The sequence below is a fragment of the Streptomyces sp. NPDC101160 genome (genome assembly GCF_044768205.1).
Classification (GTDB): domain Bacteria; phylum Actinomycetota; class Actinomycetes; order Streptomycetales; family Streptomycetaceae; genus Streptomyces.
The window spans coordinates 524,798-546,038 of the sequence record NZ_JBIWPJ010000003.1 but is presented as its reverse complement, the minus strand read 5'-3'; the positions used below and the strand labels follow the sequence as shown (position 1 = coordinate 546,038).

The following is a 21,241-nucleotide window of genomic DNA, read 5'->3' as shown; positions in this document are numbered from 1 at the left end:
TGGGTGACGACAGGGAAGGTGGGGTGAGGAGTCCGGTGCAGGAGCTCTACACGGTCGAGCAGGTCGCGGACCTGCTCGGCCTGCACGTGAAGACCGTGCGCGGGTACGTACGCGACGGGCGGCTCCGGGCGACCCGGGTCGGCCGGCAGTACCGGATCACGCGGGCGGACCTGGAGGCGTTCACCGGCGTACCCGTGTCGGCGGCCGCGCCGGCCGCGCGACTCGCCCACTCATCCACGCCGGCCACGCGGCGCGCACTCGGACCGCGCGCGGACGTGTCGACCATCGTGCAGGTCGACGAGGTGGACCGGCACACCGCAGACCGGCTCGCCAACGCCGTCATGGCCACGGTGTTCGGACGGCACGGAGACGAGGGGGACCCCGGCGGCAGACTGCGGGTGGAGACGGTCTTCGACGAGGACCGTCACTCGCTGAAGTTCGTGATCCTCGGCGACCTCGACACCACCGCCGACCTGCTGAAGGTTCTCGACGCACTCATCGGAGGCACCCAGTGAACGTCTTTCAGGACATCCACGGCACGCCCGTGCTGCTCTGCGCGGCCGACGGCCCGCTCGTGCACAGCGAGCGGGACGCGACCGACCTGATAGGAGAGGGCTCCTACGGCGGGGCGGCGTGGGTGGCGGTGCCCGTGGAGCGTCTCCCGGACGACTTCTTCCGGCTGCGGACCCGGATGGCCGGTGACATCGTCCAGAAGTTCGCCCAGTACCGGGTCGGGCTGGTCGTCGTGGGCGACATATCCCGCCACCTGGAGGGGAGTTCGGCGCTCCGGGACTTCGTCCGGGAGTGCAACCGGGGCACGCAGGTCTGGTTCGTCCCCGACACCGACGCCCTCACCGAGCGGCTCACTCCGGCGGCCTGAGCTCCGACCGGTCAAGACCCGACCGGTCGAGCTCCGCCCGGTCAGGGCCTGACGGGTCGAGGTCCGGCCCGTCGCGGTCCGGCGCGCCGACCGCGCCGACACCCGGGGCGCCGCGGTCCAGCGCGCCGAAGTCCAGCGCGGCGAGTCGCTCCGGTTCGGCCACGACCTCGATCCCGGTGATCAGGCCGTCGTCCGCCACCTCGAAGGTGAGCACCAGGCGGAGGCGGCCCAGCGGTGCCATCGCCAGGCCGACCCTGCCGTCCAGCAGGGCGAGGCCGGTGAAGCGGGCCCGGCCCATCGCCGCCATGGCGCCCTGGGCGACGGCCCGGCCGCCGGCGACGAGGATCGGTTCGGGCGTCGGGACGACCAGGCGGTCGGCGTGCAGCACGACGTCCGGGTGGAGCAGGGCGACCAGGGCTTCGAAGTCCCCGCCCCGGGTCGCCGCCAGGAACGCCTCGACGACGCGCCGCTGCCGTACCGCGTCCGCCTCGGCGACCACGGCGCCGCCCTTCACCCGGCGGCGGGCGCGGCTCGCGAGCTGCCGGACGGCGGCCGGGGTGCGGTCCAGCATCGGGGCGATGTCCTCGAAGGGCACGGCGAACATGTCGTGCAGCACGAAGGCGAGCCGCTCTGCGGGGGCGAGGGTGTCGAGGACGACGAGCAGGGCGACGCCGACGGAGTCGGCCATCAGCGCCTCCGCCTCGGGATCGCCGCCGGGCCGGCCGGCGACCGCGCCGGAGCCGGCTCCGGCGCCCGTCCCGGCGCCGGGTTCGCTGAACCGGTCGTCGAGGGAGTCCTCGCGACGCCGGTCACGGGACCTGAGCATGTTGAGGCAGACCCGGGACACCACGGTGGTGAGCCAGCCGCCGAGGTTCTCGACGCCCGCGATTCCCGCGCTGTTCGCCCGCAGCCACGCCTCCTGCAGGGCGTCGTCGGCCTCCGCCAGCGAACCGAGCATCCGGTAGGCCACCGCACGCAGATGCCCCCGGTCCCGCTCGAACCGCTCCGTCAGCAGCCCACCGTCACCCGACACGCCTGCCCCCACTCCCCCGTCGCGAACGCCTCATGAAAGCACGGGCGTTCAGACCCCGCCCACCGGGGTTCCCTGGTGGTAGTAGAGCCGCCAGCCGGTGTCGCCCTCGCCCTTGCGCCAGATCGAGCTGCGGCGCGCCCGGCGGCCGGCGATCTCGGTCTCGTACGTCAGGTGGACGAGGTCAGGGGCGAGGAGGACCCCGCGCATGCCGGAGGCCTCGATGCGCGGGCTGTCCGCGCCCGTGCCGTGCAGGGTGGGCAGGGCCGCGAGCATCTCCTCGTACGTCCAGCGCCGTCCCGAGGCGCCGACCTCGACGAACTCGGGGTCGAACAGCCGGGGAGCCTCGGCCGACGCCCGGACGTCGGCCTCCAGCAGGCGCAGTTCGCCGTCCACGGCCGCGGCGATCGCGGCCCGCTCCTCGGCGCTCTCGCCGCCGTGGTCAATGGTGTCGCTCGTGTCGATCATGTACGGATCATCCCCTGCTCCGGGATCCGCGGCAACGAATTCTGTACCGACGGGTAGGCGTGCGGCTCGTCTTGCTATACCTTCCGACCAACGGCTTGCTAGACACAGCGTCTAACAAGCGCCGGAAACGCGACCGATTCCGTCCCGAGGGTTTCAAGGAGCCGCACCATGGCCAACACCACCGTCCAGCCGGCGGACCAGGCCCAGGACCAGAAGCAGCCCGAGCGCGAGGCGGCCCGCCGGCTGCTCGAGTCGTCCGCCAAGCTCTCCTACGACCCCGCCGCCGAGGTGGACTGGGACACCCCGCTCGACGAGGACCACCACGGGATGAGCCCGGAGTGGAGCACCCTCTACGGCACCCGCTACTGGCAGGAACTGACCGAGGCCCAGCGCAAGGAGCTGACCCGGCAGGAGTCCGCGTGCGTGGCCAGCACGGGCATCTGGTTCGAGATGATCCTGCAGCAGATGGTGCTGCGCGACATGTACGCGAAGGACCCGACCGATCCGCGGTTCCAGTGGGCGCTGACGGAGATCGCCGACGAGTGCCGGCACTCGATCATGTTCGGGCGCGGCGCGGCCAAGCTGCGCGCCCCCGCCTACCGGCCGGCGCGCTGGGTCGTCGAACTCGGGCGCGTGTTCAAGACCCTGGCGGTCGGCGAGGCCGCGTACGCCTCGATCCTCGTCGCCGAGGAGGTCCTGGACGTCATGCAGCGCGACTGGATGCGCGACGAGCGGGTGGCGCCCTTCATCCGGACCATCAACAACATCCATGTCGTCGAGGAGTCCCGGCACATGAAGTTCGCCCGCGAGGAGACCCGCGCCCGGCTGCGCAAGGCCGGCCCCGTGCGCCGTCACGTCCAGGCGCTCGTCGTCTCCCTCGCCTCGTACTTCATCGTCACCAGCATGGTCAGCCGGGAGGTGTACGCGAACGCCGGTCTCGACGTCGAGCGGGCGCTCGCCGAGGCGAAGGCAAACGAGCACCACAAGTCGCTGATGCGGTCGAGTTGCGCGGGCCTGATGGAGTTCCTGTCCTCGGCGCGGCTGCTCACCCGGCCGGCGACCGCCGTCTACAGGCGCGCGCACCTCATATGAGTCCGCACCTCATATGAGTCCGTTCCTCGGATGAAGTTCCTCGGACGAGTCCGCACCTCATCTGAGTCCGCCGCTCATCCGATCCATCCGCAACCACCCGTCCCGGAGCCCCGCGAGCTGACGACGACATGACCTACGCCATCACCCAGACCTGCTGCAACGACGCCACGTGCATCGCCGTCTGCCCCGTCAACTGCATCCATCCGACGCCCGACGAACCGGACTTCGGCCGTACCGAGATGCTCTACATCGACCCCGGGTCCTGCATCGACTGCGGCGCCTGCGCCGACGCCTGCCCGGTCGACGCGATCTTCCCCGCCGACGCCCTGGCCGCCGCCGGGCAGGAGGAGTACGCGGCGGTCAACGCGGCCTTCTACGAGGAGCGCGCGCCGCGCCCGGTGCCGGAGGGCGTGCCGACGTTCCACGCCTGGGGCGCGCCGTCGTTCGAGCGGAGCCTGCCCGCCGACTTCGCGCCGATCCGGGTCGCGGTCGTCGGCACCGGCCCGGCCGGCATGTACGCCGCCGAGGACCTGCTGCTGCACACCAACGCCGAGGTGACCCTGGTCGACCGGCTGCCGGTGGCGGGCGGACTGCTCCGGTACGGCGTGGCGCCCGACCATCCCGCGACCAGGCGCATCGGCGACACCTTCGCCCGTTTCCACACCCACCCGCGGGTCCGGATGTTCCTGGGCGTCGACGTCGGTACGGACATCACGGCGGCGGAACTGGCCGCGCACCACGACGCCGTGGTGTACGCGGTCGGCGCGGCCGGCGACCGGCGGCTCGGCGTGCCGGGCGAGGAGCTGCCGTGCAGCGTCGCGGCGACGGACTTCGTCGCCTGGTACAACGCGCACCCCGAGGTGGCGCCGGAGGCGATCGACCTGTCGGAAACCGAGCGGGTGGTCGTGGTCGGCACCGGCAACGTCGCCCTGGACGTCGCCCGCATCCTCGTCACCGACCCGGACACCCTTGCCGCGACGGACATCGCGGACCACGCGCTGGCCGCGCTGCGGGCCTCCGCCGTGCGCGAGGTGGTGCTGCTCGCGCGGCGCGGCCCCGAGGACGCCTCCTGTACGGCGCCGGAACTCCTCGCCCTCGGACGGCTGCCGGGCGTCCGCCTCGTCGTCGACGACCACGACCCGCGGACCGGGGCCGCGATCGACTCTGCCGGGCCGCGGGACAAGGCGGCGCTGCTGCGGGGCGCGGTGCGTGAGCGGGTGGACTGGAGCGGGCGGCCGGGGGCCGGGGGCGCCGAGCGGCGGATCGTGTTCCGCTTCCACTCGGCCCCCGAGGAGATCGAGGCCGGCGCCGTGCGGGTGACCGGCGAGGGCGGTCCGGTCACCGTTCCGGCCGCCATGGTGCTGCGTGCGGTCGGCTATCGCGGACGCCCGGTGGCCGGGCTGCCCTTCGACGAGGCGGCCGGCGCGGTCCCGCACGCCGGTGGGCGGGTCGAGGGCCGGCCCGGCGCCTATGTCGTCGGCTGGATCAAGCGCGGCCCCTCCGGCGGCATCGGCGCCAACCGCACCTGCGCGGCGGAGACCGTGGGCACGCTCCTGGCCGACGCCGTCGCCGGCAGCCTGCCCGCGCCCGCCGGCGGCGCCCGCGCCTTCGACCGACTGGTGCGGGGCCGCGCCCGGCACGTGGTCGACGCCCGGGGCCTCGCCGCCATCGAGCGCGCCGAACGGGCCCGCGGCGAGGAGACCGGCCGCCCACGGGTCAAGCTGGGGACCGTACCGGAGCTGGTCGCGGCGGCGCGGGCCCGCCGTCGGCTGCTGCGCTGAGCCGCTGCGGGCCGTTCCTGGTGCCGGACGGCTGCACGGACCACGGCTCGGACCACTGCTCGGACCACTGCTCGGACGGGCGGCGCCGAGGGGCGCGGGGGGTCAGACCCGCGCCCTCGGCGTGTCACCCGATTTCGGCAGGTTGATGCCGATATGAGTGCGAAGCATGAGTGAACAGTCAGCTGTGGTGGTGGGTGTCGACGGTTCCGAGCACAGCCTGCGGGCCTTGGAGTGGGCCCTGCACACCGCGCGGAGTCTGGGCGCCCCGCTCACCGTCGCCCATGTCCGCCCCGAGGCGCTGCAGCTCGGCAGCGCCCGGATCGCGTCGCTCGGCCCGGCGCCGGAGATCCCCGACACCGTGGTCGACGCGCTGGTGAAGGAGGTCGGGCCACGGGCCGAGGGGCTCGACGTGCGGTACGAGTCGCTGGACGGCTCCGTCGTCGACGCCCTGGTCCGGGCCGCGGCGGGCGCCCAGCTCCTGGTGGTCGGCTCGCGCGGGCGAGGCGGCTTCAAGAGCCTGCTGATCGGGTCCACCAGCCGCGCGCTCGCCGCCTCGGCGCCGTGTCCGCTGGTCGTCGTACCCCACGAGGCCAGGGCCGCTTCCCTGGACACCGGGGCGCAGGCGGGCCGGGTGCTGCTCGGACTGCATCCCGAGGAGACCGCGGACGAGGTCGTCGACTTCGCCTTCCGGGCGGCGCGGCGGCGCGGGGTGCCGCTGGAGGTGGTGACCGCCTACCCCGTACCGCCCTCCCCCGCCCTGCTCATCGGCGCGCCCGCACCGGCTCTGCAGGTGCCGCCGCCGATGCCCGACGAGACGCCGGAGCTCGTCGAGACGACGAGCCGGCACCAGGAGGAGCGGCTGCGACCGTTCGCCGAGCGCTATCCGGGGGTCGAGGTGGTCCCGGCCGTCACTCCGGCCGACGCGGCCGGACGGCTCGTGGACGACTCCCAGGAGGCGGGCCTCCTGGTCGTGGGCCGGCATCGCAGGCACCACGTCGAGACCCTGCTCGTCGGCTCGGTCGCGCATGCCGTGCTGCACCACGCGGCCTGCCCGGTCGCGATCGTGCCGCCGGCGCCGGCGTCCTGACCGGCGCGAACCCCCTGCCGCCGGGGCGGAAATGCCTCGTTTTCACCTCTTCGGGTGATGCCGGATGTGGAGAAACGTGTCTGCCTGCGTAAGGGCCGCGAACCTCGACGCACGGGGGCCGATCCAGTGGAGCGTGTCCATGCATCTGATCCGACGCGGCGATCCGAACCTGGCCGTCCGGTCGAGCGAGGGCCGGACCACGGTCGAGCTGTACGGCGAGCTCGACCTGGTCCTGGTGCAACGCGTCCGACCCGAACTCGACGTCCTGACCCGCGAAGCGCCGGCGCTCACCGTCGACCTGCGCCACCTCACGTTCTGCGACGCGTCGGGCCTCGGGCTCCTGGTCCGCTGCGCCCAGCGCGTCCGCGCACGCGGCGCGGCCTGGCACCTGATCTGCGACCAGCCGACGATCCTCCGCCTGATCCGCCTCACCGCCCTCGACGACGTCCTCGCCCCCACTCCGCCACCGCCCCCGTCCCCCGCCTCGTGCGCCCGCCCACCGGGGCCGCGGACGGGAGTGCCGCGGAGGCTTCGGGTGTGAGGAGCGAGCACGCCCGGTTCGCCCGGAGGGGATGCCGTCGCACGGCCGGGCGATGCGACACGACCGCGGGCAGACACGGCTGCCCGCGCGGCGAGGGCTCGCTCCGGCAGCGGAGCGGGCGCAGCCGCAGGACAGGCCATGCCCCGCCGCAGGCGGGCCCCGCCGCAGGCGGGCCCCGCCGCAGGCGGGCCCCGCCGCAGGCGGGCCCCGCCGGGGGACCCGCCCGCGTCGCGGTTTCGCTCAGGCCGGCAGCAGCTCGCCCGCACCTCCGTGCTCGTGCGTGCCGCCCGAGAACGGGTTCGGGAGCGGCGCCGGCGGGCGCATGCCCGGGAGGCGGAGTTCGATGATGCTGCGGACGGCGGACCACTCCTCGTCGAGGATGGAGTAGAAGGCCGTGTCGCGGACGACTCCGTCCAGGCCGCGCGAGTGGGCGCGGCGGACGCCCTCGCAGGTGGCGCCGAGACGCTCGATGGCGACCCGGGAGCGGGTGTTGCGGGCGTCGGCGCGCATGGAAATGCGGCGGACGCCCCAGGTCTCGAACGCGTGGCGCAGCATGAGGTACTTGGCCTCGGTGTTGACGCCGGTGCCGCGCGCCTCGCTGGAGATCCAGGTGTTGCCGATCTCGGCGGCGTCGGGCACCGCCGTGAGCGGGTCCCCGTGCGGCACGCCGGTGGTCGGCGGCCACACCAGGGGACCGCGCCAGTAGTCGAGTTCCAGGAAGCGGGTCGACCCGAGCACTCGCCCGTTCCGTGGGTTCACCAGGGCGAAGGCCAGCGACCGACCCGCCGCCTGTTCCTCGAGGGCGCGGGCGATGTAGTCGCAGGAAGCATCAAGGCCGTGGGGCACGGCGGTGTAGGCATAGGCCGCACGATCCAGTGCGCCCGCCCAGGCGATGCCCTCGGCGTGGCGCATGGCCAGCGGTTCCAGGCGCACGGTGCGCCCGGCAAGGACTACAGGTACTGGCACGGAACCTCGGGTCTTTCCAAGGGCAGGGGTCATCGCACGCCGGATCACGGCGAGGATGAAAGGGAGGGGTTCCCGCATGGTGCCGCCCCCTTCGCCGAAATGGCAAAAAGGCAAGGGAAACGGTTCGTCACCGGTGCGGGGAGGAACAGTATGCAGCCCCGAGCGCTCCGAGAACAGAACCCCACACGAACCCGGGCTCACAGCTGGGTGAATGTCCGGTTTACCCCTATCCCCCGTTCGGCCCAGCGCGGCCGCCGCGAGCCCCTCCCCGAGGCCCTAGGAAGCGGCGTCCGCGCAGGTCGGATGGCCCCAGCCGGTCGCGTTCTTCGTGATCGTCGCGCCCTTCTCGTACGGCTGTCCGCAGCGGCACCTGCCGGGGAAACGGGCCTTGAGGGTGGGGGCGGATGCGCCGGAGCCGGTACGGCGGGTGGCGGCGCCACCGGAGGCGTTGGCGCGCCGGGGGGCGCGCTTGGCACCGGCGGGGCGCGCGGAGCCCGGCTCGGGCGGGGGCAGCGGCGAGCCGGCGGCGGATCCGGCGGGCTCCTGGCTGCGCGCGGTGTGGCTGGCGGCGCGGTCCGCGGCGTCGTTGAGCGGGTCGCCGTCGACCTGGTGGGCGGGCGTGTAGACGAACTCCACGCGCCGGTCGGCGAGCAGCTCGTCGATCCGCACCACCAGCTCCTTGTTGGCCACAGGCGTGCCGGCGGCGGTCTTCCAGCCCTTGCGGCGCCAGCCGGGCAGCCAGGTGGTGACGGCCTTCATCGCGTACTGCGAGTCCATCCGCACCTCGGCGGGCACGGCGGGGTCGAGGCGCTCCAGGAGGCGGAGGAGCGCGGTGAGTTCGGCCACGTTGTTGGTCGCCGTGCCGAGCGGGCCGGCCTCCCAGTGCGCGACACCGCCGTCCTCGTCGCCGATGACCCAGGCCCAGGCCGCGGGCCCGGGGTTGCCCTTGGAGGCGCCGTCGCACGCCGCGATGATCTTCTCTGTCATCCCTCGATCCTGACATGTCCGGGGCCATGTCCCTGACCAGGGCGGGGCGCGACCGCCCGCGGCCGCCCCTGGGCCGGTGACACGGCGGAGCGGGGGGGCGCGGGCGCCTACGCGAGCCCCGCCACGCCCGCGAGGAGCGCGTCGCGCCCGATGGCGTCGGTGCGGGTCGCGGGCACGGTGCAGGCGTACGCGCCGGCCACGGCGCCGTACAGGGCGCAGGTGCGGACGGGCGCGCCGGAGAGCCAGGCGTACAGGAAGCCGGCGGCGAAGGCGTCCCCGGCGCCGTTGCTGTCGACGACGGGTGCGGGCGGGGTGACGGCGGGGATGTGGACCGGCTCCGCGCCCGCGCCGGTCAGCAGCTGGGCCCCGGCCGCCCCGGCGGTGGCGACGACCACGGAGGCACGGCCGTGCTCGGCGATGTGCCGGAGGGTGCGCTCCGGGTCGTCGAGGGCGGCGGCGGAGAGGAAGACGACGTCGGCCTCGTACGCGAACGGCCGGTGGTAGTCGTCGCGGCCGTCCCAGTCGTGCAGGTCGGTCGAGAGGGTCACGCCCGCGTCGTGCAGCAGGGGCAGGGCGTGGGCGCAGGGCTGGGTGAGGGAGACATGGGCGTGACCGCTGCGGGCGGCCAGGGCCTTGACGGTCTCCGGGGGCAGCCGGTCGGCGTCGTGGCCGCGCGTGGCGTCGTAGAGGGAGAGCCGGCGTCCGTCGGGGTCGACGAGGTTGACGGCCCGCTTGGTGCCGGCGGGCTGGTGGACCTCGGTGAGCGGGATGCCCTGGTCGCGGTGGAAGGCGCGGACGAGTTCGCCCTCGGGGTCGGCGCCGACCATGTCGAGGTGGTGGGTGCGCAGGCCCAGGCGGTGCAGCCCGAGGGCGACGAAGTCGCCGGTCTGCCCCGCCCGGGTCTGGATCCCGGGCCGGATCATGTGGCTGTCCGCGAGCGGCAGCGGCAGCTCGGGTACGTACACGATCGTGTCGACCCCGGCCCCGCCGAGGACGAGGACGTCGATGTCGTCGCTGTCGTCGAAGTCGAGGTCGGGGCCCGGGTCGACGTCGGGGTCCGGGTCGAGGTCGGGGTCGGTGCCGGGTTCGCTCATGCGGGGAGTCAAGCAGCGGCCCGCAGCCGCTCGCAAGATCTTGCAACGGCTTTCCGCAAGATCACACCGGGGTCCCGGGATCAGCGCGCCAGCCGGCCCTCCAGCCACTGGAGCACCTCGGGGGTCACCGGGTCGGTGATGTCCGCGAACTCGGTGTGCTTCTTGAGGAACTTCGCCACGTAGGGACAGACCGGCACGATCCGCATGCCTGCGGCCCGGACGTCGTTCAGGGCCTGCTCGACCAGGATCGAGGCGAGGCCGCGGCCCGCGTAGGCGGGGTCGGTCTCCGTGTGGAAGAACACCCTGCGGTCCTCGCGGTCGCGGTACGCCGTCAGTCCGGCCCGCTTGTCGTCGACGAGGATCTCGTAACGGTGCCGGCCGTCGTTGTGGCGGACGACGGGGGCGGCGGCGTCCTGCCGGCCCTGCGCCTGGCCCTCGGTCCGGCCCTCGGTCGGGGCCTCGTTCCCGCTCCGAGCCTCGGTCTGGGGCTCGGTCTGGGGCTGGTCCTCGGTCTGAGACATGACAAGCCTTTCAGTGGGTGGGCATACGCACCGGGGCACGCACGGTCGGGGCAGCGGCGCGGCGGCCGGGTGGCCGCCGCGGAGATCAGCTGTGCCCCAACGTATGCGTCTCTGGTGGTGCCCGCCGACTCAGGGTGCGGACCTACCGTGACCCGCCGACGGAGAGGACCGGCCCCGGGCGCGGAGACGGGCCTCCACGCGGCCGTCGACGATCCGTGTGTCGAAGACGGGCTGCGGGGCGGTGGCCGGGCCGGTGACGTTCCAGCCGTCTTCGAGGCGGAAGGTGCTGCCGTGCCAGGGACAGACCAGGCAGCCGTCGACGACCTTGCCGTCGGCCAGCGGGCCGGCCATGTGGCTGCACCGTTCCGCCAGCACACGCGCCGTGCCGTCGTCCACGCGGACGACGACCACCGCCACCTCGCCGACGTGCGCGCGGCGCGGCCGGCCGACCGGGAGGTCGGCCAGGGCCGCGACCGGGTGCCAGTCGGCCGGGGCGAGAGCGGGGACCTGCTCGGCGTGGTTGGCCCCCGCGGCCTGCCGGTACGCGAGGTGCCCGCCGATGGCGCCGCCCACCCCGACCGCGGTGAGCCCGCCGAAGCCCCAGAGCCGGCCGCGCCAGTGGTGCCCGCGGCACCTGGCCGTGAGGGACACGGCGTAGCAGACCACGCCCGTGATGTTGGCGGCGGCGTGCACGAGCCCGACGCGGAGCTGCGGGCGCCGCATCTCGGCCCAGTCGACCCAGCCGGCGACGGCCGCCGGCCCAGCCCCGGCGAGCCCCGCGCCGACGAGCACCCGCGCCGCGCGATGACCGCCCGGGACGAGGTCGAGCACGGCGGCCGACAACCAGGCCCCGAGCGGGAACTGTACGAGCAGGGGGTGTACGGGATGGCCCAGCCATCGGCCGTGCAGGGCGTCACGCGCCGAGCCGAGCGGCAGCGCCCGTACGGTTCCGCGCAGGGCGTCGACGAGGCCGTCGGCCAGCGAGGAGTCCTCCAGCCGGTCCATCGCTCTCAGCACGCGGCCGGGCCCGTCATCGGAGGGAAGGGCCGCCCGCAGGGCGCTCGGAATGGCGCTCGGAATGGTCTTCATGCCTCGCGTGTAACCCGGTGGCGGCACCCGAAACGGCGTCCGAGCGTCGGTGCGAGTGCGAGTACCGGCGCCGTGCCGCCCGGTTCGCCACCTCGGGCCGGACGCGTCGCGGTCGGGGCGTCCCGGCCGGCGATGTCCGCGATGTCTGTTCCGGCGCGGCCCGGGCAGCCGCCGTGCGAGAACGGGAAGGCGGAAGCGACCGTCATGCGTACGCGCACGAAGAAGAGAAGGGCCGGCAACAAGGGCGGCGGCGCCCGACACAGGCTCACGGACGCCGAGTTCCGGGTGCTGAGCGGGAGGCCCGCGCAGAGAACCGCCGCCGGTTCCTGCAACCCACCCGCGGCAGAGACCGACTTCGCGCTGCGCACGCAGCACGCCGAGTTCGGCGCGGCGGCCCACTGAGGCCGCCGCGACGCTGCGCCCTGCGCCTCGGCGCCCGGGCAGGGAAGACCGTTTCGCCTTTCCGTCGGTGGGCAACCGCGGGAGGCAGACCCCGTCACAGCCAAGGGGGCCGGGTCATGTCCACAGGAACACTTCTGGCCATCATCATCCCGATCGCGGTGGTGATCGTCCTGGTCGCAGTAGCGATCGCCCTGGACCGGCGCAGAAGGCGCCGGCTGCGGGAGCGCTTCGGCTCCGAGTACGACCGCACGGTCGACGAGGCGGGTAGCCGCCGGGCGGCCGAGCACGATCTCGACAGCCGCGAGAAGCGCCATGAATCCCTCGACATCCGGCCACTCGACCCCGGCGTGAGGGACCGTTACGCACAGGAGTGGCGCGGGGTGCAGGAACAGTTCGTCGACCGTCCCGAGTCGGCGGTCCACGACGCGGACCGGCTGGTGACCGCCCTCATGCACGAGCGCGGCTATCCCACGGACGACTTCGAGCAGCGGGCCAGGGACCTGTCGGTCGAGCACGGCCGCACCCTGGAGCACTACCGCGCGGCGCACGAGGTCAACCGGCTCAGCTCGGACCACCAGGCCACTACCGAGCAGCTGCGCGGAGCGATGATCCACTACCGGGTCCTCTTCGACGAGCTGCTCTCCGACGGCGACCGGCCCGGCTCCGGCCGGGCCTGAGAGGCGGACTCCGCCATGCATGACAACGACACACCCGAACGGTCGGACAGCAGCAGCCTGTCGACCGACGACATCGCACGCTCGTCCGAGCGCGAAGGCAGCCCCGGTACGGGCCGGGGGCAGGAGGCCCGAGGCACCGACGGGGCACCCACGTACCCCGGGGAAGCCATCGCCACCGGCGGCCCGGGCCTCTCCGGCCGGGAAGAGGGAGGAGACAGGGACAGCGGCACGGAGAGCGGCGCTGCCACGGACACCCGGACGGGCACCGGCCGCGGCACGACCGATGCCGCCGACACGACCGACACCACCGACACCACCGACACCACCGACACCGGCAATGGCGCCGGTGCGACAGCCACCGAGGGGCACGGCTCGGCCGACGAGTCGCCGCGGCTGATGGATCCCGAGGACGAGGAGAGCTTCCGTACGCGCTGGCACGAACTGCAGAGCATGTTCGTGGACGACCCGCGCCAGGCCGTGCACGAGGCCGACGCCCTGGTGGCGGACGTGATGCAGAAGCTGGCCGCCACCTTCGCCGACCACCGCAGGTCCCTCGAAGGACAGTGGCGGAAGGGTGAGGACGTCGACACCGAGAGCCTTCGGACGGCCCTGCGCCGGTACCGTTCCTTCTTCCAACGGCTGCTGAGCACCGGAGTCGACCGGGAGACGGCGGAGTCCGGCACGGGCGACGCCGCCGGCCGCGAGCGCACGACCGAGTGAGTGAGAGAGCGAGCGAGCGAGTGGAGGGCCCATGGTGACGAGCGACCGTGACACCTCGCGGGATCCGGGGGCGCGTCGTCCCGAACCGCCGCAGCCGGAGCAGTCACAGCCGTACCCGGGCAGCGGGGAGCGGATGCGGCCCGAGCCCGACCACGGCGAGGACTCCTACCGGGGAGCCGGCCGCCTGAGGGACCGGGTCGCGCTCATCACCGGAGCGGACTCCGGGATCGGCCGTGCCGTCGCCGTGGCCTTCGCCCGCGAGGGCGCCGACGTGGCGTTCTGCCACCTGCCCGAGGAGCAGGACGACGCCGACACCACCGCCGCCCTGATCGAGGACGCCGGGCGGCGCGCCCTGCCCATGGCCGGCGACCTGCGCGACGGGGCGTTCTGCACGGATCTGGTGGACCGCTGCGTCGCCGGTCTCGGCGGCCTGGACGTGCTGGTGAACAACGCCGCCTACCAGATGTCCCAGCCCGACGGGCTCGCCGCGATCAGCGACGAGCAGTTCGACCGGGTGATGCGAACCAACCTGTACGGGATGTTCTGGCTGACCCGTGCCGCGCTGGCGCACCTGCGGCCCGGCGCCGTGATCATCAACAGCGCCTCGGTGCAGGCGTACAAGCCCAGCCCGCACCTGCTGGACTACGCGATGACGAAGGCGGCGATCGTTGCCTTCACGCACGGTCTGGCGCAGCAGCTGGCGCCGGAGGGTATCCGGGTCAACGCGGTGGCACCGGGGCCGGTGTGGACGCCGCTGATCCCGGCCACCATGGGCGAGGAGAAGGTCGCGCACTTCGGTGAGCAGTCCCCGCTGGGGCGCGCGGCCCAGCCCGCCGAGATGGCCCCCGCCTATGTCTTCCTGGCCTCCCCGCAGGCCTCGTACATCACGGGCGAGATCCTCAACGCGACAGGCGGCACCCCGCTGCCCTGACGGCTGCCCGGCCCCGCAGACATAGACGCAGAAGACATACCCGCAGACATACATCTGCCCTCACACACGGTGTGAGGGCAGATGTATGTCTGCGGGGCCGGCGGTCACGGTGCCCGCCTGCCTTCTGCCGCCCGCGAGCCGCGGCGGTCGTCGTCGTCCTCGTCAGCCTTGGCCCGGACGTCCGGCGGCGTCGGCGAGGTGATGTTCCGCTGCCTCGATGACCGCTCCCGCGTCGCCTCGTCCACCTGCGGGGTGTCGTCGCTCTGCCGTTGTCTGTCCTTCTTGTCGGCGGTAGCCATGGCGTCCCTCCTCCGCTCGGATCGGCCCGGCCCGGGTGCGTCGGGCTGAGCCCGACGCACCCTCGGAGTCCGAGCCGACGATCTGTTCACCACCCGTACCAGCGGCGGCCTCCCGCGGCGCCGTGCAGGAAGAAGCCGAGGACCCACAGCACGAGGACCGCCAGGGCGATCCACCACAGAACGTGCACGGCGAACCCCGCTCCGCCCAGTATCAGCGCCAGGATCAGAACCGCGATCAGAACCGCCATGGCACTCTCCTTTCCTGCTTCCTGCCCTCCTGCTGGCAGCGTCTGCCCTGTTCCGGAATGCCGACACATCCGGATAATGCAGACACGTCCGGATATCGACACCAGCGCGATCCGGACCCGGCCCGAGCCCGCCCGCACCGCCGAAACACAGGGGTGAACGGTGCGCGGCCGGGTAGTCGCGGCACCGAAGCGAGGAGTAGCCCATGAAGATCCTGACGATGGGGGTCGAGGAGGAGTTCGTCCTCGTGGACCGGTCCAGCCGAGCCGCGGTCGGGCGTGCGCCACGGGTGATCGCGGCTGCCGCCGAGGTACTCGGCGAGCAGGTGCAGAAGGAGTTCTTCAACGCGCAGGTCGAGACCACGTCCCGGCCCACGGCCTCGTGCCGCGATCTGCGCGAGGAGCTGGTCTGGCTGCGGGGTGTGGTCACCGAGGCCGCCCGGACGGAGAACTGTCTGCCCGTCGCGAGCGGCACCTCCGTCATACCGCCGGAGGCTCCGCTGACCGTGACCGACACCGACCGCTACCAGCGGATGGCGCGTCGCTTCGCCACCCGGTTCAGTCCGGTCGACGGCCTGGTGTGCGGCTGCCACCTCCATGTGGGGACGCTCGACCGCGACCGAGCGCTCGCCCTCTCCCGGCGCATGGCCCCGTGGCTGCCCGTCCTCCAGGCCCTCATGTCCAACTCGCCCTTCGCGCGCCGCCGTGACACCGGCTTCGACAGCTGGCGCTCCGTCGAGTACGCGAGCTGGCCCACCGTCGGCCCCGCCCCTGACCTCGACGAGGCCGGCTACCTCTCCCACGTGGCCGAGTTGGTGCGTACCGGCACGCTGATGGACCGGCGCATGCTGTACTGGCACGCCCGGCCGTCGGAGCACGTGCCCACGCTGGAGATCCGTGTCGGCGACGCCAACGCCGACGTGGGGACGGTGGTCATGCTCGCCGCCCTCGTCCGCGCCCTCGCGACGGTCCTGCTGGCGGAGGAGGCCGAAGGCCGGCCCGTGCCGCGCGTCCCGCTCCGCCGGCTCCTGCTGGCGCACGAACTCGCCGCCTGGCACGGCCTGTCCGGCTACGGCATCGACCCGTGCACGGGCCGGGAGCGGCCCGCCGTCGACCTGGTCGAGGGGCTGCTGCGCCGGACCCGCCCCGCGCTCGACGCCGCCGGCGACACGGAACGCGTGCTGCGTCAGTGGGACCGCCTCCAGACCCACGGCGGCGGCGCGACCCGCCAGCGCACCGCCTTCCGCCGGCACGGCCGGCTCACCGACGTGGTGGACTCGCTCGCCCGGCTCACCGTGGCGAGCTGACACCGATGCGACCGCACGAGCCTGCCGTGCGTGCGCGCGTCCGGCGGTGTGCGGACACCCGGCGGTGTGCGGACACCCGGCGGTGTGTGCGGGCGCGGGACACGGGCACCCGCGAGGAATGAGCACCATGGGAATGATCAGACCGCCCGGTGTCTACGCCCCCCAGGGCGACACGGCCCTGCTCCTGCGGAGCCTCGCCCGTGAACCCCTGGAGCCCGGCGCGCGCACCCTCGACCTGTGCACCGGCACCGGGATCCTCGCCGTCGCCGCGGCCCGCCGCGGAGCCGAGGCGACCGCGTCCGACATCTCGCGGGCCGCGGCCGCGGCGGCACAGTCCAACGCACGGCTGCACGGCTGCCACGTCCGCGTCCTGACCGGGGACCTCGCCGTGCCGGTGTCCGGCGAGCGCTTCGACCTCGTCACCGTCAACCCGCCGTACGTGCCCGCCGCGGCGCCGGATGCGCCCGCCCGCGGTCGACGCCGGGCCTGGGACGCCGGGCCGGACGGGCGGCTGCTGCTCGACCGGATCTGCCGCGTCGCCCCCGCGCTCCTCGCGCCCGGCGGCGTGCTGCTCCTCGTCCAGTCCTCGCTCAGCGGAATCGGCGCCAGCCTGGCCGCTCTGCGCGCGGCGGGGTTGCGCGCCCGGGTCGTCGCCCGGCGCGCCCAGCCCTTCGGTCCCGTGATGGAGGCGCGCGCCGACTGGTTCGAGCGCCGTGGCCTGGTCGCGCGGGGAACGCGCGTCGAGGAGCTGGTGGTGATCCGCGCGGTCCGCGACGCCGCCACGGTCCGCCGGCCGGCCGGGACCGGCACGAGCCCGCTGTCCCGGCTCCCGGGCTGAGCTCCCGGGCTGAGCTCGCGCCGGCCCGGGCCGGCCTCAGCGGGCCGACCCGGGCCGGTGCAGCCCGTGCCGGGGTCTTCGGAACCTCCCGTGCCGGGGCCTTCAGAACCTTCAGGTCTGAGGGCGACCCTCAGATGTGAGGCGCTCCGGGAGCCTCCCCCGGGGTGTCCGGGAGCGGGCCCGGGTAGGGGCCCGGCCGCTCGGGCGGCTCCGGTTCGGCCGACGGCGGTGCCTCGCCCGTGCTGTCGACGGGACGGAGCCGGCCGCGCCAGCCGCTGTCGGTGCCGTCGCTCTCCTCGACGTACTGCTTGAAGCGCTGCAGGTCGCCGCGGACCCGTTCTTCGACGAAGCCCAGGGCGTAGCCGGCCTGCTCGACCATCCCCTGCGGCTCGACCTCCATGGCCAGGCTCACCCGCGTGTGCGCGTCGTCGAGGCGCTGGAAGGACACGACGCCCTTCTGCTTCACGCCGTCGCCCACCGTGCGCCAGGAGATGCGCTCGTCGGGGAGCTGGTCGACGATCTCCGTGTCGAACTCGCGGGCCACGCCCGCCACCCGGGTGCGCCAGTGGCAGAGGCGGTCATCGAGCTGCCGGACCTCCTCGACACCGTCCATGAAGCGGGGAAACTCCTCGAACCGTGTCCACCGCCCGTAGACGTCGTGCAGCGGGGCAGTGACTCTGATCGACTCCTGCACCATGGTCATGGTGTCCTCCTCGGGCGGTCTTGCGCACGGCGGGAATCGCCCGTGGACGCGTCCGCGGACGTCGGCGACTCCCCTCTTCACCCCCGCGACTACCCCTTCTCACGGCGCGCACGCGCGCGGGGCCCGGCGTGCACTGCCCGCGCCGGGCCCGCGCCCGCGCCGTGCTCGGCGCGCAGCGCGCTCCCGGAGCATGATCCGGACCGGAAGGGGCACCCGCCATGGCATCGTTCCCGCCGAGCGGAGGTCCGTCATGAAACCCACAGAAGACCATCCCGGCGCCGCGCGCCCCATGACCGCGCGGGCCGCCGCGCGGATCACTCCCATGGCGGACGGACCGCTGCTGGTCGAGGGCCCCGTGGAGATCGTGCTGGCCGACGGAACGGTCTGCCGCAGCGACCGTCCGGTGGTCGCCCTGTGCAGATGCCGGCGCAGCCTCAGGGAGCCGTTCTGCGACACCAGCCACCGCCACCGCGCGCGGCGCCGGGGACCCGACACGAGGAGGCCGACCCGTGACGACAACAGCCCCGAGCCCTAGGACGGAGCGCGGCCGCCAGGCCGGCGGTCCGGAACTGCCCCCGCCCCGCGGGGAGTTGTCGGAGGCCGTCATCGACCGCCTCCGCGGACGGGCCGGAGCACTCCCCGGCGACCGCGTGGCCGAGGCCGCCGACCCGTACGGGGAGGACCTCCAGCTCGCGCTCCACCTCGGATACGAACTCCACTACCGGGGCTTCGCGGGGGTGCCCGACGACGCCGAGTGGGACCTGGGCCTGCTGGGGCTGCGGGCCCGGCTCGAGGCGCGGTTCGAGGCGGCGTTGCGCGCCGCGTGCGGCCGGTCACCCGACCCCGCCGAGGTGTTCGATTCCCTGCTGACCGAACATGACGACGGGCGGGGCGTCTCCCACTACCTCGTCCGTCACGGCACTCTGGAACAGCTGCGCGAACACGCGGTACTCCGCTCGGTGTACCAGCTGCGGGAGGCCGACCCGCACCTGTGGGTGGTGCCCAGGCTCCAGGGGCGAGCCAAGGCCGGAATGATGACGGTGCAGTACGACGAGTACGGCTGCGGCCGGGCCGAGCGCATGCACGCCCGGCTCTACGCCGAACTCCTGACCGACCTGGGGCTCGACCCCGCGTACGGCCACTACCTGCCGGCGGTCGGCGCACCGGCGCTCGCCACGGCCAACCTGATGTCGCTGTTCGGCCTCCACCGGTCCCGCCGGGGCGCCCTCGTCGGCCACTTCGCCGTCCTGGAGATCACCTCTTCGCCGGCCGCGTCCCGTCTGGTCGCCGCGCTGCGCCGGGCCGGTGCGGGAGAGGCGGCGGTACGTTTCTACGACGAGCACGTGGAGGCCGACGCCGTCCACGAGCAGCTGGTCCGCCACGAGGTCGTCACGCCGCTCCTGGCCGAGGAGCCGGACCTCGCCGCCGATCTCGCCTTCGGAGCCGATGCGACGGTCCTTCTGGAGGACTGGTTCGCCGACTCCGTCACGCGTGCCTGGGAGTCCGGGGCGACGGCCTTGCGGGCGCGGCTCGATGACGTACGGCCGGAGGCACCGCCAGACGAACAGCCTGACGTACGGCCGGAGGCACCGCCAGACGTACGGCCGGAGCCTGACGTACAGCCCGACGTACGGCCCACGGGTCAGCGCGCCGGCTCTCCAGCAGCCGGTCGTGACCGGTCGTGACCGAGGAGCACGCCATGAACCTCGCGGAAGAACAGGGCAGCGGCCGCTCCGGCGCGGCCCACCACCCGCACGCCTGGCCCGGGAGCGTCACCTACCTCGCGCCGGAGCCGCTGGACGGGGTCGGACGGCCGGACACACCCGTCCGGTCGGACCGCGACCGGCGCACCGACCGGACGGGCGGCCTGCCGGCCGATCACACCCAGGCCATTCTGGAGGCGACGAAGGAGATCGCGGCCATACTGAAGACCTCGGGCTGTCCCTTCGCCCTCGTCGGAAGCGTCGCCGTGTACGCACACGGCATTCCGGTCCCTCTCCAGCACGACACGGACTTCGCCGTCCGCAGGGAGGACGCCGAGACCGTCACGCGACTGCTGCAGCGGCGGGGCGTGCGCATCGTGGAACCACCCGAGGACTGGCTGGTGAAGGCCCGGACCGGTGGTGAGGAGATCGACCTCATCTTCGCCCTGGCCGGGCGGCCCGTCACCACCGAACTGCTGGCCCGCGCCTGGACCCTGCCCGTGGACTCGGTGCACATGCCGGTGATCGACCCCACGGACCTCATGGCCGTACGGCTCTCGGCGTTCTCCGAGCACCACTGCGACTTCGGCCCGCTGCTTCCCGTGGCGCGCGGCCTGCGCGAGCGGGTGGACTGGGCGCGGGTGCGGGCGGAGACCTCGGACAACCCCATGGCGATCGCCTTTCTGTACCTGCTCGAACTGTTCGGCGTGATCGACAGGGCCGACGGGACGGGCGGCGACCATCGGCCGAGCCACGCCGAGCCTCGCGAGCACCATGAGCGGCACGAGCGGCGCGAGCGGCAAGGGGGCGGGAGGAGAGGAGCGACCGGCGATGAGCGGTGAGCATCTCGAAGCGCACGAGCACGAGTACCGCGTCGCCCGGCTGGTCGAACGCCTCGCCCGCGACGACCTCGCCGAGCTGGGCGTGCGCGTGGAGGAGCGGGGCGACGCCATCCTGCTGACCGGCACCGTGCCCACGGCCGCCCGGCGGGATGAGATCGTGGCTCTCGCCCGCGCCGAACTGGCGGGGTCCACGGTGCTCGCCGACCTCGTCGTGGCGTGCGCGGACGCCCCCGACCGGTGGGAGGAGCTGTCATGAGCGCCGCTCCGGCGTCCGATGTCGTGCGGGTCGCGGCGGTCGGCGATGTGCATCTCGGTCAGGACTGCCGGGGTCTGCTGCGGCCGGCGCTTTCGGTTCTGCCGGAATGCGCCGACCTGCTGCTGCTCGCCGGCGACCTGACCCGCCACGGCACGGCCGAGGAGGCCGCGGTGGTGGTGGAGGAGGTCCGGGACGCCGGGGTGCCGGTGGTGGCGGTCCTCGGCAACCACGACTACCACTCCGGCCAGGAAGCCGAGGTGAGCCAGGTGCTCCGGGACGGCGGCGTCTCCGTACTGGAAGGCGATGCCGTCGTGGTGAAGGTGGCGGAGCACAAGGTCGGCGTCGCCGGTACGAAGGGCTTCTGCGGCGGCTTCGTCGGGGCCAGCGCGAGCGAGTTCGGGGAACCCGAGATGAAGGCGTTCGTCCGTACCAGCCGGCTCAGCGCGGAGCGGCTGGCGGCGGCGCTCGCCGAGCTGTCGGCCGACAGCTGCGCCGTCCGCATCGCGCTGACCCACTTCTCCCCCGTACCGGACACGCTGGCGGGGGAGCCGCTGGGGATCTACCCGTTCCTCGGCAGCTATCTGCTCGCGGAGGCGATCGACTCCGCCGGAGCGGACCTGGCCGTCCACGGCCATGCCCATCTCGGCACCGAGCACGGCATCACAGCGGGCGGCGTCCGGGTCCGCAACGTCGCCCAGCCCGTGATCCGCCGCGCGTTCGCCCTCTACCGGCTCCCGGTGAACGGGCATCGCGCGCAGACGGGTGACGTCTGACGAGCCGGT

At 73.8% G+C, this 21,241-nt stretch carries 27 protein-coding genes; 17 read left to right on the top strand and 10 right to left on the bottom strand.

Features of this window, described 5'->3' with window-relative positions:
• Positions 1 to 35: 35 nt before the first annotated feature.
• Both ACIRSU_RS11935 and ACIRSU_RS11930 read left to right on the top strand, forming a co-directional pair.
• A complete protein-coding gene (locus ACIRSU_RS11935) occupies positions 36 to 515 on the top strand; it encodes a helix-turn-helix domain-containing protein (protein WP_403791097.1) in 480 nt (159 codons plus the stop codon).
• Complete coding sequence (locus ACIRSU_RS11930) at positions 512 to 880, top strand: DUF4180 domain-containing protein (RefSeq protein ID WP_403791095.1); 369 nt, start codon at positions 512 to 514, stop codon at positions 878 to 880. The genes ACIRSU_RS11935 and ACIRSU_RS11930 overlap by 4 nt, the downstream gene beginning before the upstream one ends.
• On the opposite strand, the gene ACIRSU_RS11925 is transcribed toward ACIRSU_RS11930, so the two are convergent.
• Positions 864 to 1,913 (bottom strand): sigma-70 family RNA polymerase sigma factor, encoded by a 1,050-nt coding sequence (locus ACIRSU_RS11925; protein WP_403791093.1) that lies wholly within the window; start codon positions 1,911 to 1,913, stop codon positions 864 to 866. The genes ACIRSU_RS11930 and ACIRSU_RS11925 overlap by 17 nt on opposite strands.
• Before the next feature lie 48 nt (positions 1,914 to 1,961).
• The gene (locus tag ACIRSU_RS11920) at positions 1,962 to 2,378 is read right to left on the bottom strand and encodes a DUF4440 domain-containing protein (protein WP_403791091.1); all 417 of its coding nucleotides are present in this window, start codon (positions 2,376 to 2,378) and stop codon (positions 1,962 to 1,964) included.
• A gap of 168 nt (positions 2,379 to 2,546) precedes the next feature.
• Between ACIRSU_RS11920 and ACIRSU_RS11915 the strand changes: the two genes are divergently transcribed.
• The 4 genes from ACIRSU_RS11915 to ACIRSU_RS11900 all read left to right on the top strand — a co-directional run bounded on the left by ACIRSU_RS11915 (position 2,547) and on the right by ACIRSU_RS11900 (position 6,879).
• Entirely contained in the window at positions 2,547 to 3,470 is a 924-nt protein-coding gene (locus tag ACIRSU_RS11915; protein ID WP_403791089.1) for a diiron oxygenase, read from the top strand.
• Positions 3,471 to 3,598: 128 nt separating this feature from the next.
• Complete coding sequence (locus ACIRSU_RS11910) at positions 3,599 to 5,251, top strand: FAD-dependent oxidoreductase (RefSeq protein WP_403791087.1); 1,653 nt, start codon at positions 3,599 to 3,601, stop codon at positions 5,249 to 5,251.
• A gap of 166 nt (positions 5,252 to 5,417) precedes the next feature.
• Positions 5,418 to 6,338, top strand: coding sequence for a universal stress protein (locus tag ACIRSU_RS11905; protein ID WP_403791085.1), 921 nt, complete (start codon positions 5,418 to 5,420; stop codon positions 6,336 to 6,338).
• 139 nt (positions 6,339 to 6,477) lie between these two features.
• Positions 6,478 to 6,879 carry an STAS domain-containing protein gene (locus ACIRSU_RS11900; protein WP_403791084.1) on the top strand — a complete coding sequence of 134 codons (402 nt, stop codon included), beginning with the start codon at positions 6,478 to 6,480 and terminating at the stop codon, positions 6,877 to 6,879.
• A 240-nt stretch (positions 6,880 to 7,119) separates the two neighbouring features.
• Here ACIRSU_RS11900 and ACIRSU_RS11895 read toward each other — a convergent pair whose 3' ends face one another.
• From ACIRSU_RS11895 to ACIRSU_RS11875, 5 genes are all read right to left on the bottom strand, one after another.
• Positions 7,120 to 7,845, bottom strand: coding sequence for a GNAT family N-acetyltransferase (locus ACIRSU_RS11895; RefSeq protein WP_403791082.1), 726 nt, complete (start codon positions 7,843 to 7,845; stop codon positions 7,120 to 7,122).
• Positions 7,846 to 8,121: 276 nt separating this feature from the next.
• Positions 8,122 to 8,832: a ribonuclease H gene (locus tag ACIRSU_RS11890; RefSeq protein ID WP_403791080.1), complete on the bottom strand. Its 711-nt coding sequence runs from the start codon at positions 8,830 to 8,832 to the stop codon at positions 8,122 to 8,124.
• Between the two features lie 107 nt (positions 8,833 to 8,939).
• Positions 8,940 to 9,926: a PfkB family carbohydrate kinase gene (locus ACIRSU_RS11885; protein WP_403791078.1), complete on the bottom strand. Its 987-nt coding sequence runs from the start codon at positions 9,924 to 9,926 to the stop codon at positions 8,940 to 8,942.
• Between the two features lie 80 nt (positions 9,927 to 10,006).
• Positions 10,007 to 10,288, bottom strand: coding sequence for a GNAT family N-acetyltransferase (locus ACIRSU_RS11880; RefSeq protein WP_403791490.1), 282 nt, complete (start codon positions 10,286 to 10,288; stop codon positions 10,007 to 10,009).
• 288 nt (positions 10,289 to 10,576) lie between these two features.
• Positions 10,577 to 11,536, bottom strand: a complete 960-nt coding sequence (locus ACIRSU_RS11875; RefSeq protein ID WP_403791076.1) for a Rieske 2Fe-2S domain-containing protein — start codon at positions 11,534 to 11,536, stop codon at positions 10,577 to 10,579.
• 204 nt (positions 11,537 to 11,740) lie between these two features.
• Here ACIRSU_RS11875 and ACIRSU_RS11870 point away from each other — a divergent pair, with 204 nt between their 5' ends.
• The 4 genes from ACIRSU_RS11870 to ACIRSU_RS11855 all read left to right on the top strand — a co-directional run bounded on the left by ACIRSU_RS11870 (position 11,741) and on the right by ACIRSU_RS11855 (position 14,266).
• On the top strand, positions 11,741 to 11,938 hold the full coding sequence (locus ACIRSU_RS11870) for a hypothetical protein (protein WP_403791074.1): 198 nt from the start codon (positions 11,741 to 11,743) through the stop codon (positions 11,936 to 11,938).
• Positions 11,939 to 12,054: 116 nt separating this feature from the next.
• Entirely contained in the window at positions 12,055 to 12,615 is a 561-nt protein-coding gene (locus ACIRSU_RS11865) for a hypothetical protein (RefSeq protein WP_403791072.1), read from the top strand.
• A gap of 15 nt (positions 12,616 to 12,630) precedes the next feature.
• On the top strand, positions 12,631 to 13,335 hold the full coding sequence (locus tag ACIRSU_RS11860) for a hypothetical protein (RefSeq protein WP_403791070.1): 705 nt from the start codon (positions 12,631 to 12,633) through the stop codon (positions 13,333 to 13,335).
• A gap of 31 nt (positions 13,336 to 13,366) precedes the next feature.
• Complete coding sequence (locus ACIRSU_RS11855) at positions 13,367 to 14,266, top strand: SDR family oxidoreductase (protein WP_403791068.1); 900 nt, start codon at positions 13,367 to 13,369, stop codon at positions 14,264 to 14,266.
• A gap of 104 nt (positions 14,267 to 14,370) precedes the next feature.
• Here ACIRSU_RS11855 and ACIRSU_RS11850 read toward each other — a convergent pair whose 3' ends face one another.
• Both ACIRSU_RS11850 and ACIRSU_RS11845 read right to left on the bottom strand, forming a co-directional pair.
• Positions 14,371 to 14,565, bottom strand: coding sequence for a hypothetical protein (locus ACIRSU_RS11850; RefSeq protein WP_403791066.1), 195 nt, complete (start codon positions 14,563 to 14,565; stop codon positions 14,371 to 14,373).
• A gap of 86 nt (positions 14,566 to 14,651) precedes the next feature.
• The gene (locus tag ACIRSU_RS11845) at positions 14,652 to 14,813 is read right to left on the bottom strand and encodes a hydrophobic protein (RefSeq protein ID WP_403791064.1); all 162 of its coding nucleotides are present in this window, start codon (positions 14,811 to 14,813) and stop codon (positions 14,652 to 14,654) included.
• A 203-nt stretch (positions 14,814 to 15,016) separates the two neighbouring features.
• Between ACIRSU_RS11845 and ACIRSU_RS11840 the strand changes: the two genes are divergently transcribed.
• Together ACIRSU_RS11840 and ACIRSU_RS11835 are read left to right on the top strand one after the other, a co-directional pair.
• Positions 15,017 to 16,117 carry a glutamate--cysteine ligase gene (locus tag ACIRSU_RS11840; protein ID WP_403791062.1) on the top strand — a complete coding sequence of 367 codons (1,101 nt, stop codon included), beginning with the start codon at positions 15,017 to 15,019 and terminating at the stop codon, positions 16,115 to 16,117.
• 127 nt (positions 16,118 to 16,244) lie between these two features.
• On the top strand, positions 16,245 to 16,955 hold the full coding sequence (locus ACIRSU_RS11835) for a HemK2/MTQ2 family protein methyltransferase (RefSeq protein WP_403791060.1): 711 nt from the start codon (positions 16,245 to 16,247) through the stop codon (positions 16,953 to 16,955).
• A 130-nt stretch (positions 16,956 to 17,085) separates the two neighbouring features.
• Here ACIRSU_RS11835 and ACIRSU_RS11830 read toward each other — a convergent pair whose 3' ends face one another.
• Positions 17,086 to 17,658 (bottom strand): SRPBCC family protein, encoded by a 573-nt coding sequence (locus ACIRSU_RS11830; RefSeq protein ID WP_403791058.1) that lies wholly within the window; start codon positions 17,656 to 17,658, stop codon positions 17,086 to 17,088.
• A gap of 250 nt (positions 17,659 to 17,908) precedes the next feature.
• Between ACIRSU_RS11830 and ACIRSU_RS11825 the strand changes: the two genes are divergently transcribed.
• From ACIRSU_RS11825 to ACIRSU_RS11805, 5 genes are read left to right on the top strand one after another with little or no spacing between them, the layout of a single operon-like run.
• Positions 17,909 to 18,193 carry a CDGSH iron-sulfur domain-containing protein gene (locus ACIRSU_RS11825; RefSeq protein ID WP_403791056.1) on the top strand — a complete coding sequence of 95 codons (285 nt, stop codon included), beginning with the start codon at positions 17,909 to 17,911 and terminating at the stop codon, positions 18,191 to 18,193.
• The gene (locus ACIRSU_RS11820) at positions 18,168 to 19,343 is read left to right on the top strand and encodes an iron-containing redox enzyme family protein (protein ID WP_403791055.1); all 1,176 of its coding nucleotides are present in this window, start codon (positions 18,168 to 18,170) and stop codon (positions 19,341 to 19,343) included. The genes ACIRSU_RS11825 and ACIRSU_RS11820 overlap by 26 nt, the downstream gene beginning before the upstream one ends.
• 14 nt (positions 19,344 to 19,357) lie before the next feature.
• Positions 19,358 to 20,203 (top strand): hypothetical protein, encoded by an 846-nt coding sequence (locus tag ACIRSU_RS11815; protein WP_403791053.1) that lies wholly within the window; start codon positions 19,358 to 19,360, stop codon positions 20,201 to 20,203.
• Complete coding sequence (locus ACIRSU_RS11810) at positions 20,193 to 20,459, top strand: BON domain-containing protein (RefSeq protein ID WP_403791051.1); 267 nt, start codon at positions 20,193 to 20,195, stop codon at positions 20,457 to 20,459. Before ACIRSU_RS11815 ends, ACIRSU_RS11810 begins: the two co-directional genes overlap by 11 nt.
• Entirely contained in the window at positions 20,456 to 21,232 is a 777-nt protein-coding gene (locus ACIRSU_RS11805; protein WP_403791049.1) for a metallophosphoesterase, read from the top strand. Before ACIRSU_RS11810 ends, ACIRSU_RS11805 begins: the two co-directional genes overlap by 4 nt.
• Positions 21,233 to 21,241: the final 9 nt, after the last annotated feature.